The organism is Micromonospora sp. WMMD1082 (assembly GCF_029626175.1).
GTDB lineage: Bacteria > Actinomycetota > Actinomycetes > Mycobacteriales > Micromonosporaceae > Micromonospora.
Genome location: NZ_JARUBM010000002.1, coordinates 6,990,087 through 7,002,637 on the forward strand (window position 1 = coordinate 6,990,087; position 12,551 = coordinate 7,002,637).

At 71.7% G+C, this 12,551-nt stretch carries 10 protein-coding genes; 1 reads left to right on the top strand and 9 read right to left on the bottom strand.

The annotated features are described in order from the left end of the window. Window positions 1-4: 4 nt before the first annotated feature. From O7615_RS32135 to O7615_RS32160, 6 genes are all read right to left on the bottom strand, one after another. Window positions 5-1,615 carry a lipopolysaccharide biosynthesis protein gene (locus tag O7615_RS32135; RefSeq protein WP_278181544.1) on the bottom strand — a complete coding sequence of 537 codons (1,611 nt, stop codon included), beginning with the start codon at window positions 1,613-1,615 and terminating at the stop codon, window positions 5-7. After that, window positions 1,612-2,853 carry an O-antigen ligase family protein gene (locus tag O7615_RS32140; protein WP_278182311.1) on the bottom strand — a complete coding sequence of 414 codons (1,242 nt, stop codon included), beginning with the start codon at window positions 2,851-2,853 and terminating at the stop codon, window positions 1,612-1,614. Before O7615_RS32140 ends, O7615_RS32135 begins: the two co-directional genes overlap by 4 nt. A 114-nt stretch (window positions 2,854-2,967) precedes the next feature. Further along, window positions 2,968-4,569, bottom strand: a complete 1,602-nt coding sequence (locus O7615_RS32145) for a lipopolysaccharide biosynthesis protein (protein ID WP_278181545.1) — start codon at window positions 4,567-4,569, stop codon at window positions 2,968-2,970. Continuing rightward, the gene (locus O7615_RS32150) at window positions 4,562-5,104 is read right to left on the bottom strand and encodes an acyltransferase (protein WP_278181546.1); all 543 of its coding nucleotides are present in this window, start codon (window positions 5,102-5,104) and stop codon (window positions 4,562-4,564) included. The genes O7615_RS32145 and O7615_RS32150 overlap by 8 nt, the downstream gene beginning before the upstream one ends. 89 nt (window positions 5,105-5,193) lie before the next feature. Continuing rightward, window positions 5,194-7,119 (bottom strand): hypothetical protein, encoded by a 1,926-nt coding sequence (locus O7615_RS32155; RefSeq protein ID WP_278181547.1) that lies wholly within the window; start codon window positions 7,117-7,119, stop codon window positions 5,194-5,196. Between the two features lie 233 nt (window positions 7,120-7,352). Then, window positions 7,353-9,062 (bottom strand): glycoside hydrolase, encoded by a 1,710-nt coding sequence (locus O7615_RS32160; protein WP_278181548.1) that lies wholly within the window; start codon window positions 9,060-9,062, stop codon window positions 7,353-7,355. A gap of 432 nt (window positions 9,063-9,494) precedes the next feature. Between O7615_RS32160 and O7615_RS32165 the strand changes: the two genes are divergently transcribed. After that, the gene (locus tag O7615_RS32165; RefSeq protein WP_278181549.1) at window positions 9,495-9,914 is read left to right on the top strand and encodes a peptidoglycan-binding protein; all 420 of its coding nucleotides are present in this window, start codon (window positions 9,495-9,497) and stop codon (window positions 9,912-9,914) included. A 111-nt stretch (window positions 9,915-10,025) separates the two neighbouring features. On the opposite strand, the gene O7615_RS32170 is transcribed toward O7615_RS32165, so the two are convergent. Genes O7615_RS32170 through ruvX form a run of 3 tightly spaced genes read right to left on the bottom strand, consistent with a single transcriptional unit; the run spans window position 10,026 to window position 12,540 of the window. Continuing rightward, complete coding sequence (locus tag O7615_RS32170; protein WP_278181550.1) at window positions 10,026-10,889, bottom strand: shikimate dehydrogenase; 864 nt, start codon at window positions 10,887-10,889, stop codon at window positions 10,026-10,028. Next, a complete protein-coding gene (gene mltG, locus O7615_RS32175) occupies window positions 10,889-12,082 on the bottom strand; it encodes an endolytic transglycosylase MltG (RefSeq protein WP_278181551.1) in 1,194 nt (397 codons plus the stop codon). The genes O7615_RS32170 and mltG overlap by 1 nt, the downstream gene beginning before the upstream one ends. After that, the gene (gene ruvX, locus O7615_RS32180; protein WP_278181552.1) at window positions 12,079-12,540 is read right to left on the bottom strand and encodes a Holliday junction resolvase RuvX; all 462 of its coding nucleotides are present in this window, start codon (window positions 12,538-12,540) and stop codon (window positions 12,079-12,081) included. Before ruvX ends, mltG begins: the two co-directional genes overlap by 4 nt. Window positions 12,541-12,551 lie beyond the last annotated feature (11 nt).

Here is a 12,551-nt window from a genome sequence, read left to right on the forward strand (position 1 = left end):
GAACTCACCTGCCCTTCGACGTGCGTGGCGGGGCGCCGGCCGGCGCCCCGCCACGGATCTGCATCATGGTCACCCGGATGCCGGACCGCACCCGGGGCAACGTCAACAAGCCGACGCAGCCGGCGGCGAGCACGGCCACCGTCGGCACCAGCCCCGTGATCCCCCGGCCGGCCACCGCCAGACCGGCGACCGAGGCCAGGCCGACCCCGCCCACGGTGGCCGCCGCCGCGGCCAGCATCCGGGTGTCGACCAGCCGCTGGCCGACCACCAGCCGGGCGAACGTGGCGGCGCCGAGGTTCTCGGTGACGATGCCGGCGGCCCAGGCCACCGCCGCGCCGGTCGCCCCGTGCCCGGGAATCAGCGCCAGGCCGAGACCGACCGTGACCAGCAACCCGGCCAGTGCCGCCACCAGGTGCAGGCCGCTGCGCCCGCCCATCAGCAGCATGCTCTGCACGTTGCCGACGCCCGTGTTGACCAGCATCGCCAGCGCGAGCACGGTCATCGCGGCGGCGCCGGCGGTGAACTCCGCGCCGAACAACGCCAGGAAGGCCGGCGCGAAGACGGCGAGCAGCAGGTACACCGGCCAGGAGAGCACCAGCCCCCAGGTGGTCAGCTGCCGGTGCACGGCCGCGGCGGCGGCCCGCTCGCCGCGCCCCAGCAGCCGCGACAGCTGCGGGGAGACCGCCACGCGCAGCCCCTGCATCGCCAGTTGACCGGCGAGGACGTAGCGGCCGACCGCCCCGAAGACCCCGGCCTCGGCGGGGCCGGCCAACGCCGAGGTGAGCAGCACGCCGATCCACATGCTGCCGGCGTCGATCGCCGCGGAGGCGGCGCGGGGCAGCGCGAAACGCCAGAACGTGGACCAGTCGCCGGGCTCCGGACGCAGCCGGGCGCCGGCACCCACGCCGAGTGGGCCGGCGACCAGGATCAGGCACACCAGCAGGGCCACGGCGGCGGGCACCAACCAGCCGGTCATGCCGGCCAGCAGCCCGCCGCCGACCAGCACCGCCGCACCGACCAGCAGCGGCCGGGCGACCGGCAGCAGCAGGAACTGCACCGAGACGTAGGCCCGCATCGGGCGTACGCAGCGCACGACGGCCAGCAGCAGGTTCATCGCGACCACCACGGGCACCGCCGCGAAGGTCACCACCAGCAGCGGCCCACCCGCCGGCCCGAGGAGTCGACCGGCGAGCGGCCCGGCGGCCAGCGCCCCGCCGACCGCGACCAGCGCGGCGAGCAGCAGCGGCGGCACCAGGGCGACCGGCAGCACCCGGGCCGCGTCGCCGGTCACGCCGGCCCGCCGCCGGGGCAGTGCCCACATCAGCCCGGTCTCCGCGCCCAGGGTGCAGACCGCGGCGGCGACGGTCACCACGCCGATCGCGGCGAAGAACGCGCCGGAGCCGGAGGTGCCGTAGCCACGGGTGATGACGATCGCGAGCACGAAGCCGAACAGCCCGCTGGTCGCCGCGCCGAGCAGCCCCGCGACCCCGCTGCGGGCGCTGCGCCGGGTCTCGGCCGCGCTGTCCACCGTGGCCAGGGCCGGACCCGCCGCCGAGCCGACGCCGGGCGCGCGGCCGGGCCCCTCCCCCGCCGGGGGGCTGGTGGTCGCGGTCATGCCGGCACCACCGCCGCCGGTTCCGGCGGCCGGACGGTCGGCGGCGGGACGCGTCGCTCCCGCTCGGTGAGCGCCATCGCGAAGGCGATCGCGAAGAAGGCGACCGCGAGGTTCTGGTTCGCCATCCCGTAGAAGGGCACCTGCACCAGGCAGATCACCGCGACGACGGAGAGCCACTGCCCGGCCGCCGAGGTGGCCCGGGCGCAGACCACCGCGGCGACGACGAACCAGGCCAGGAAGCACAGCAGCGCCGGTACGCCGTGGCTGAACAGCACCATCCACAGCTGCCCCTGGGTGCCGATCGGCGCCTCGGCGGAGACGGTGTCCACGTCCATCGGCGCGCCGTAGCCCAGCCACGGTGAGTCGCCCACCCGGCGCAGCACCTCCGCGTAGAGCGAGAGCCGGTCGGTGTTGGTGTCGCTGGACTGGACCCGGTTGCCGATCAGCTCGGCGACCGGGATGAACAGGGCGGCGAGCCCGCCGATCACCACCACCCCGCAGATGGAGGCGGCCACCCGCGTGTTGCCGCGCAACGCCGCCCGCACCCCCAGCACGGCCAGGCCCACGCCGAGGCTGAGGAACATCGCCCGGTTGAGGGTGAGGAACGCCGGGACCAGCGACAGCGGCAGCGTCACCAGCAGTGCCCACCGCAGCAGGCCACGGCGGCGCAGCATGGTGTACGCGACCACGCACGGCAGCGTCATCGCGTATGCGCTGCCGTAGGTGTTGGTGTACGCGTACGGGGCGGCCGGGCGGTAGATCGGGTTGAGCGACCTCGCGCTGTACTCCGCGGTGGCGAGATGGACCATGTCATGGATGAACGGGGCGCGGGCCACACCGGCGGGGAGCAGCATCTCGACCGGGGTGGTCAACTCGAAGCGTGGTACCAGCACGCCCAGCCAGCCCAGGGCGACCAGCCCGAGCCAGAACACGCACAGCGGCGCCAGGACGGCCGCCTGGTCGGGGCGCTCCCGGGCGACGGTGTAGACGTAGACGGCGACGATCAGCGCGGTGAGGTAGAAGGAGAGCCGCAGCGCGAAGGTCAGCAGCGAGGTCGGCGACGCCAGCCGGGTCGCGCTGGCCACCACGAGCGCCAGGAACAGCAGCCAGATCCCGGCGGCGGGCGGCAGCGGCACCCGACCCCGGGTGGCCAGCAACGTGAACAGCAGGGCGCCCAGCAACGGCCAACCGAGATAGAAGGCGCCCGCCAGCCACCAGAGCGGGACCAGCCCGAACATCGCCGCCAGCGGCCACAGCGGCAGTCGCGGCGGCGCGGGCGGCAGGGGTCGCGCCGCGGGGCTCACCGGCCGGGGCGGCTCGGTGGTGGCCGGGGCGCGGGTGACCGGCACGTCTCAGCTCCGCCCGCTGCGGCACAGCACGAACCCGAGCGGGTTCACCCCGGCCGCGCGCAGCCGCCCGGCGAGCCGGCGCAGGTCGGCCTGGCGGGTCCGGTCGCGTTCGACCACGACCACGGCGGTGCCCTGCCGGGCCACTGCCACCCCCCGCTCGTCGGCCTCGGCCGGCGGGGCGTTGTACAGCACGAGGCGCTGGTCGGCGCCCTGCCGCCAGGTGCCGAACCGGATGCTGCCGGCGCCCACCACCACCTGCTCGTTGCCGGTCAGCCGGCCGTTCTCGGCGCCGACGACGGTCTGGGTCACCCGGGGCAGCGTGAGCGTGGCCTCCGGGTCGGTCGAGGCCCGCGCGCCGATCGGGTGCGGAGAGGGGCGCCGGGTGATCACTTCGGTGGGTCCGTCGTCGGTGTCCGTCGGGGGCGTACGCGGCTTGGGCACGCCGGGTCGGGTGGGGTCGATGCCGGCGGGCAGCCGATCCCGGTCGGTGAGCACCGCGGCCCGCAACCGGTCGGTCCGGCCGCTGTCGTCGGCCACGAACACCTCCCGCCCGGCCACGGCGAGCGCGACCGCGAGCCCGGCGGTGATCGCGGTGGCGTCCTCGCGGGCGGTCACCACGGCGACCCGGGCGGGTTGGCGCACCCGCTCGGCGACGGCCATCGCGACGTAGCGCACGTCGGAGTCGACCACCCGACCCCGCAGCCCACGGCTGCGGATGGTGCCCAGCAGCGGCAGACCGGTGCTGTCCGTCGCGTCGGCCACGGTCCGGATCCGCCGGTCCACGGACTCCCACACGAAGGCGAGCACCAGCCCGATCAGCGTGCCGCCGAGCAGCCCGCCGGCCAGCAGCAGCGCCGGGTTGACGGCCGACGAGGTCAGCGCCAGCTCGGCGCTGCGGGTGACCCAGCCCGGGTTCACGTCGACCGCGGCGATCTCGGTCCGCGCGGAGTTGAGCTGGGTGAGCTGGTTGTTGATCCCGCCGAGTTCGGCGACCGCGGCGTTGGCGGCGGCGGAGTCCCGGGCGTTGTTGATCCGCCGCTGCACCGCGACCTGCTGCTCGACGACCTTGCTGATGCTGGCCTCGTACGAGCGCAGCATCTCCTCGCGCTGCTTCTCGTACATCGCGCGCCGGATATCCAGATAGCTCTGCGCGGCGAGGTTGGCGCCCTCGACGGCCCGGTCGGCGCGGCCCGCCTGGTAGACGAAGCGCAGGATCTGGCCGCCGGCGGGCACCTCCACCTCCAGGGCGTCGCGCACGGTGCGCTGGTCCGAGCCGAACGCCTCGGCCAGCTTCCCGACCACCTCGGTGCCGGTGGCGATCCCGCTCTCCACGTTCATGTTCACCGCCCGGTCGGCGGCGGCGCCGCTGGGCGTGAAGGCGTCAGTCACCACCGGACGGACCGCCACCACCGCGCTCGCCGTCACCGCGGCCGGTGCCAGCAGCACGTAGCCGGTCGCGCCGAGCAGCCCGCAGGCGGCGGCCGCCGCGACCAGCCGGATCCGGTGCAGGGGTACGCGCACCACGTCGGTGATCGTGACGGTGCGGGACGACCCGGCGGCGGTGCCGCCGTCGCCGGTCCAGGCGCTGGGAGTGGCATCAGTCATGGAACTTCTTCGCTATCTGTTGTGGATTGCCGATGACCACGACCCCGGGCGGCACGTCCGTCCGGACCACCGTCGCGGCACCCACCACGCTGTCCCGGCCGACCCGTACGCCCTTCATGACCAGCGCGTGCGCGCCGATCCACACGTTGTCCTCGACCACGATCGGTGCCCGGCTGGCCGCCGTCGGCGGGTCGTGCCGTAGGGCCGGGGGGAGGTTGTGGAAGTCGTTGTCGAGCAGTTCACAGTTCGACAGCAGGCACCCGTCCCCGACGGTCACCGAGGTCCAGGCGCCGATCCAGGTCGCGTTGAGCAGGCAGTTCGCGCCGACGCGCACCTCGCCGTGACCGGCGAAACGGACCAGCTTGTTCAACCGGGTGTTCTCGCCGATGCTCACCCGTACGCCGCGACGCAGCCGGATGCGTCCCCGGATCTCCACGCCCGCGCCCAGGTGCAGGCGCGGGTAGCGCAGCTGATACCAGCCGCGCTTGACCGCGAAGATCGTACGCACCACGAGTCCCCGCCGGATGACGGTCAACGAGCCTCCCCACCTCCAGCGGGCCGGCGGCGGAGCGCCACCGGCCCGACCTGCACAAACTATCGAGGCATCATTACGAACAGTGAACGCTACTGAACGGAAAAGAACGTGGCGGGCACTGACCAGGTCAGCTCGGGTGTCGCGGACGCGATGAGTGTCGAGGAGGCACCGTCGACCACGGCGGCGGGAGCGGCGGTCGGATCGAACGCCACGCTGCGCAGCGATCCGTCGGTGGCGCCGTGCACGATCCGGCCGTTCACCCAGGCCATGCCGCGCACCGACGACCAGGTGACGCCCGTGGTCGGCAGCACGAACTCGGTGGCGCCCAGGTAGTTGCCGTCGATCTCGAAGTAGCGGTAGTAGAGGTTGTTGGCGCCGCTGCGGGTGTAGTAGAGGCGGCCGTCGAGGAAGAACGCCCCGGTCAGCGACGCCGGGTTGTACCAGTCGTTGTAGCCCGACGCCTCCCAGGGCACGCCGATCGTCGCGCCGTTGAACAGCGAGATGTCGATCCGGCTGCCGGTCGGGCTGCCGGAGACCACCCGCGACCAGTAGATCCGGTCGTCGACCCGCCAGGTCGCCCCGGCGCCGGTGTAGTTCGGCTGGCTCACCGTGGTGGCGGTGCCGAGGCTGGCCCCGTCGAACGGCACCTTCGCCACCTGCCCGCTGCCGGCGTTCAGGTAGAGGTGGCCGCTGCTGGCCGTGGGCGGGTTCTTCGGCGTGATGGTGCGCCCACCGCTGAGCGGGAACATGCCGAGCCGGCCGTGGTACTCGTTGCCCATGCCGTCGGAGTTGTGCCCGAAGTAGAGACCGTCACTGCCCCGCCAGAGCACCGGCACGGTCGACCCCCAGGAGCTGGCGCCGGAGGGCAGGGCGGAGCCGCCGCTGCGGCGCGGGTTCCAGTTCACCGGCATGCCGGTGGCCGGGGTGACCGCGCCGATGCCCAGCCGGTCGATCGCGCCGTTGCCGGCCCGGTCGCTCGCGTTCGGGTTGTTCAGCCAGCGGAAGTGCCCACCGAGGTAGATGACGTTGTCGGCCACCTCGACCGAGGTGATCGTGTCGTTACCGGTGTAGTTGACCCAGGTGGCGACCTGGTTGGGGCCCCGGTCAGCGGTCTCGAAACGCACCAGCGCGTCGCAGTACGCGGCCGGCCAGCCAGCGCCGCCGTTGGTGCCGGCGACGAACCAGGTGCCGTCCGCGCCGAAGCGCACGTCCTGCACGTAGTGCACGAACGTCGCCGGTGCCGCGCAGGGCGGCACGAACCGCTCCGTGCTCCAGTCGATCACGCTCGGCGTGCCGGTGAGGTCGACCAGGGCCATCTGGTTGCGGGGCAGGTCGTTGACGTAGAGGAAGTTGCCACCCACGACGAGGGTGCCGCCGTCCGGCGAGACGTCGATGGTCCAGGCGTACATGCTGGTGCCGTGCCGGCCGACGCTGGTGTTGATGTTGAAGGTGGGGTCGATCGCGCCGGTGGTCGCGTTGAGCCGGCCGAGCCCGGCGTGCGCGGTGCCGTTGAGCCAGTTGAACGCGCCGGCCACGTAGAGCCAGTTGCCGTGCAGCACCAGGTCGCGGACGTTGCCGCCGTCGGAGCGGCCGACCCAGCTGTCGACGATCATCCCGGTGGCCGGATCGAGCGCCACCAGGTTCCGGCGGGAGATGCCGTTGACGTTCTTGAACGCCCCGCCGACGATCAGCGTCCCACCCGGGCCGGCGATGAGGGCGTTGACCGCCCCGTCGAGCACCGGCAGGAACGCGGTGGAGATGGTCCCGGTGCTCCGGTCGTACGCGAAGAGGTAGCTGCGGGAGATCCACGCCGAGCCGACCGTCTGGCGGATCTGGGTGAAGCTGCCGCCCACGAAGACGGTGTTGCCCACCTGGGCGAAGGCGCGGGCCTCGCCGTCCCGGGCGTGCGGGGTCTGGTCGGCCGGGTTCGCCGACACCAGGGTCGCCGGCCCCGGCACCGGCACCACCGCCGCCGAGGTCGCGGTGGGCACGACCAGCACGGCCGCAGCGGTCACCAGCGCGACGGCTGCAGCCCGGAATCGGCACCGACGGGTAGGACGCCACAGGAAGGAGATTCTGGGCACGCTGCGCCTCCAGAGTGGACGAGAATGCACGTAGCGTGCCCGGCCCACCCTGGAGGGCAACATCCACCGATTGGGCGGACGGTGAATCCGGAAACGGACAACCTCGCCGACGATCGGATCCCCGACAGTCGCCGTGACGACACCGATCCCTGGCTCACCTCAGCTCAACGGCCTCCTCCTGTCGGCTGCCGCAGGTAGGCGTCCCGTCCGGCGGCGGCGAACCCGGCCAGCGCCGAGGCGTCCTGGTTCATGGTCATGTTGCAGGTGCCGGTCGTGCGCGTCATGCCCGGGGAGTTGAAGTAGTTCACCGCCTTGATCTTCGGGTGGGCCTTCAGCGCCGCCGGGAACTCCTCGAACCAGCGCCGCTTGGCGTTCGGGTCGGACGCGTCGAAGTTGGTGCCGAACTCGGCCAGCATCCGTGGTTTGCCCGCACCGATGCCGTGCTCGTCGAGCCAGCGGTAGAACGAGCCCATCGTCGCGGCCGGCGTCTTCCAGAGCGTGCTGTTGTTGCAGACGTGGAAGTTGTACGGATCCCAGGCCACCCAGTCGACATAGCGGTCACCCGGATAGAGGCCGGCGTACCGGTCGTAGTGGCCGGACCAGCCCATCATCGTCCACACCCAGACGGCGTTGCCGGCCCCGGCGGCGGCGAACCGGTCGTGCACGTACCGCCAGGCCCGGACGAAGTCGGCGTCGCTGCCCTTGGCCGGCTCGTCCTCCGGCTCGTGGTCGAAGCCCATGAAGACCGGCTGGCCGATGGCCCGGATCCGGCCGGCGACCGCGTCGATGGTCGCGTCGTGCCCTCCACTGTAGACGTCCTTCCAGCTCAGCACCGTGCCCGAGGAGAAGATCCGGCTCTCCCAGGCGAAGAAGAGCAGCCGGCCCTCGCGCATCTGCTGCTGCTGGTAGGCGTCGGGGAAGGCACCGTTGCTGCCGGCGTTGGAGAAGTCGTGGTAGCGGTGGACGATGTCGAAGGTCCGTCCCACCTGCTTCTCCACATCGGCGAACACCTTGCCGTGGTCCCACCCGGTGGCGGCACTGGACGGCGTGTACATCCCCCACCAGGCCCCGCAGGACGGGACCAGCTTCGCCGAGACCTTTCCGCAGCCGGCCGGATCGGCCGGCGCCGTGGGACTCGGCCGGACGGGCGTCGGGCTCACGCTGGGCGGGACGCTCGGCGAGGCGCTCGCCGCCACCGGCACCCGGGTGGGCACGGCCGTGGGCGTCGGCGCGGTGCTGGGTGCGGCCGAGGTCGCAGGCGTACCCACGCCGTAGCTGATCGACAGGCGGGGACGCAGATCCGCGTTGCGGTGCTCGGCCGAGGCCCAGTAGATGCGGGTGTCCAGCCCGGTCTGCGCCAGCGACAGCGTCCAGATGCCGTTGCCGGTGACCAGCGCCGAGACGTCCCACTCGTTGAAGCCCTTGCCGACCCCGTCGACCGCGTCCAGGGCCGCGCCGAGCGGTGCGGGTGCCGGCCGGGCGGCGCGGGCGTTGAGCCGGGAGTCGTGCGCGGTCACCCGCGCGTCGAACGCCTGCCAGGCGTGCACCCGCAGCGTCGCGCGGACCCGCACCGCGGTCGCCGGCACCGAGGTCACCAGGAAGGTGAGCACCGCCTCCCGGGCGCCGCGCGGGTTGCCGTCGCAGCGGGCGGGGCAGGTCGCCAGCGTCGTCTTGACACTGTTGTCGCCGTCCTGCGGCACCGTCGTGGCGGTGGTGTCGGCCACCACCGGGATCGACAGGTCGTCGTCGGCGAGCAGGGGCACCATGGTCGCGCCGAGCCCCAGCGCCACCGTGGTGCCGATGACACCGAGCATCACGGCCTTACGCCGGGAGCCGCCGTGCCGGATGAGCCGGTGCAGTCCACGCCTGGCCACAGACACTCCTCGTGACGGAACGGTTAACGCTGAGCAGCGTATCGACGTCCGCAACAGAGCGTGTTAACAACATCGCGACCTAAGCGCGTCTTAAGGGGCACCTAAGACGGACCTGGGGTGACAGCCGTTCACCCCTGCCATCCCGCACGACCACCCACCGACAGACATCGAGACGCTCGCCCTCCACAGTAACGCTCCGTTACATCCTTGATTGCTGATCGAGAACAGGCAATACTTGGATGCCACTGGCCGGAGAAACAGCGACACGTCCAAGACGCTCTACCGGCATCAGAGAAACGACGGGGAGGAACTGCCATGCAAAGAACACGGTCGACTTCAACGCGCCCAAAAAGGTGGCGCGCGCTCGCCAGTTCCGCGTTCGCACTTGCGCTGCTAGGCTCGCTGCTCCAGCCATCGCCAGCACAGGCATCAGTGTCCCAGGGCTACATTGGTGGCGCTGGCGTCGTCACTGATGACTGGGGTGACGAAGGCACGCTCAGTCGGACGAGTTACGCAAGCAGCAGTGCCGTCGGGCTCTGGCAACGTGTCCTGGTCGCCGATGGACTCCTCACCCTCGCACAGGTCGACTGCGAGTTCGGGCCGGTCACGGAGTCGGCAACCAAGTCCTGGCAGCAGCGCAACAACCTAAGCGCGGACGGCAAGGTGGGCCCACTGACGTTCGGCCGGGCCGACGACCGGCTCAGCGACCAGGGAAATGGCTACGTATATTATCGCGGCTCCAACACCACCCTCGCCCTAAAGCGCATTGACGGCCGCTACCAGGTTCTTTTCTACAACGGTTACGATATCTGGTCGATCGCCTACTACACGTCGAAGTCTTCCTACTGCTGACAACGCCGCAGGTCGTTGCACCATTTCAATATTCCTGTGCACTCCGTGGTAACCCCAGTAAGGTCGGGCCGCCCTCACCGCCTGACCGTCACCAGTTGAAGCCGGTGGCGGTCAGGCGGTGAGGGCGGCGGCCATGGCGGGGCGGGGGGCGGGGACGCCGGTGAACTGCTCGAACTGGCCGATGGCCTGGGCCAGCAGCAGGTCGAGGCCGGAGACGATGCGGCAGCCGGCGGCAGCGGCGGAGGCGGCCAGCGGGGTCGGCCACGGGTCGTAGATCGCGTCGAAGAGCACGGTGCCCGGACGCCAGCGCACGGCGTCGGCCAGCTCGTCGGCCGCACCCTTCGGCACCGTGGAGATCAGCAGGTCGGCGCCGGCCAAGTCCGGCGCCGCCGACCACGGCGCGGCGCTCATCGCCACCCCGAGGGAGTCCGCGACCGGCGCCAGCTCGGCGACCGCCGCCGGGCGGCGGGCCACCACGGTCACGTCGGCCGCGTGCAGCCGGGCCACCGCGGCCAGCGCCGCCCGCGCGGTGCCGCCCGCACCGAGCACGGTGACCGAGAGGCCGTTGGGAAACCCCGGGGCGCGCGAGGCGGAGTCCGGCCGACGATCCGGCAAGGCGCGTACGCCCGCCTCGGTGAGCACCTCGACCATGCCGGTGACGTCGGTGTTGTCCGCGTACCAGGAGCCGTCGGGTCGGCGTACCAACGTGTTGGCCGCACCCACGGCGGCGGCGACCGGCGAGACCTCGGCGGCCACCGCGAGCGCCGCCTCCTTGCCCGGCATGGTCACCGACAGCCCGGCCCACTCCGGGCCCAGGCCCGCGACGAGATCGGCCAGCTCCGCCGCCGCGCACTCGATCCGGGTGTACGACCACCCGGCCAGCCCGGCGGCGGCGTACCCGGCGTTGTGGATCACCGGAGAGAGCGAGTGCGCGATCGGCTTACCCACCACCGCCGCCCGCCGCGTGACCGCCATCAGATGATCCCGGCCTCCCGGGCCTTGGCCTCGTTCTTCTGGTGATCCGCATAGGTCTCGGCGAACGCGGAGTTGCCCTCCTTGTCGATCGCCACGAAGAAGAGCCAGTCGCCGTTCGGTGGATCCATCGCCCCTTCAAGGGCTTCCTTGCCCGGGTTGTTGATCGGGGTGGGGATCATGCCGGGCAGCTTGCGGTTGTACGGGTTCTTCGGGTTGTCGAGGTCGCTCTGCGTCATCTGGCCGGATGTCTTGGTCTCCTGACCAGTCAGCTCGAAGTAGTAGTTGACCGTGACGTCCATCTCCAGGCAGGTGCAGTCGAATCCGCCTCGGTACACCCGGTTGTAGGCGACCCGGGCGACCTTGCCGAGATCCTTCTTGGTGCCGGCCTCCGCCTGCGCCAGCGACGCCACGATCAGCGCCTCGTACGGGCTAATCTTGCGTTCCTTCTGCACCCGGTCGGCGAACTCCATCTGCCCGGTGACGGTGAGGAAGTGGTCGACCATCTGCCCGAGGATGGCCTCGGCGGTGGCGTCCGGCGGGATCTCGTAGGTGTCCGGGAAGAGGAAGCCCTCGATGGACTTCTTGACCTTCTTGCCGTCGTTGCGAGTGAACCACCAGTCCGGTACGCCGAGCTTCTCCGGGTCCTTCGCGGCGGCCTCGAACTCCTTGACCGGGATGTCGGTGTGCTCGCTGAGCAGCTTGTAGATGCCCTTGGCGGTGCGCCCCTCGGGGATGGTGACCCCGTTGACGATCCGGCTCTGCGGGTCGAGCATCGCGGTGAGGGCGTTCTCCCCGCTCATCTGCTTGCGCAGCTTGTACGTGCCGGGCTGGATGTTGCGGCTACGGGAGTTGTCCTCCGCCGCCTCGATGAACGCCTTGGTGCTCTTGATCACGCCGGCGTCGTAGAGCGCCACCGCCATGTCGGCCAGGAACGCGCCCTGCGGGATCTGGACCGTCACGTCCTCCGTGCCGGCGCCGTCGTAGTCCGGCGTGACGAAGTAGTTCTGGATCCGGTCGAAGCCGTAGAAGGCGCCGCCGCCGATGCCGCCGAGCAGCACCACCGCCAGCAGCAGCGCGAGCACGGTCTTGCCCCGCCCGCCTCCGGAACGGCCGTCCTTGCGGCGGCCCCGGCGATGCTTGCCCTTCTCCCCCCGCTCCTGCTCGTCGAACCCGAGGTCCAGATCGTCCATCATTGCGTCGGCCTCCGCTGCGCATCCAGCCAGCTCTGCAGAATCTCCACCGCGGCGGCCTGGTCGACCACCGCGCGTTGCCTTTTCCCCCGGACACCGCGTTCGGCAAGCCTACGGCTCGCCACGACCGTGGACATCCTCTCGTCGGTGAACGTCACCGGGACAGGCGTGATCACACCGGCCAGTAAAAGAGCGTACGCCTTCACATGTTCCGCCGCGGGGCCGTGCCGGCCGGCAAGATTGACCGGGAGGCCCACCACCACCTCGACGGCCTCGTGTTCGGCGACCAGCGCGGCCAGCTCGGCGACGTCCGACGGCACCGCCTCTGGCCTGGGCTTTTGTTCCCGTGCGAGGGTGACCAGCGGGGTGGCTAGGACCCCGTGCGGATCGGACCGGGACACCCCGATTCGCACCTGCCCGACGTCCACTCCCAGTCGTACGCCGCGGGGCGATTCCCTCACGCCACGTCACC

What these genes read in the sequence shown, in the direction of transcription:
- O7615_RS32135 (WP_278181544.1), bottom strand. Translation starts at nt 1,615, where the DNA reads ATGACCGCGACCACCAGCCCCCCGGCGGGGGAGGGGCCCGGCCGCGCG.
- mltG (WP_278181551.1), bottom strand. Translation starts at nt 12,082, where the DNA reads ATGATGGACGATCTGGACCTCGGGTTCGACGAGCAGGAGCGGGGGGAG.
- O7615_RS32170 (WP_278181550.1), bottom strand. Translation starts at nt 10,889, where the DNA reads ATGGCGGTCACGCGGCGGGCGGCGGTGGTGGGTAAGCCGATCGCGCAC.
- O7615_RS32140 (WP_278182311.1), bottom strand. Translation starts at nt 2,853, where the DNA reads ATGTTCGGGCTGGTCCCGCTCTGGTGGCTGGCGGGCGCCTTCTATCTC.
- O7615_RS32145 (WP_278181545.1), bottom strand. Translation starts at nt 4,569, where the DNA reads ATGACTGATGCCACTCCCAGCGCCTGGACCGGCGACGGCGGCACCGCC.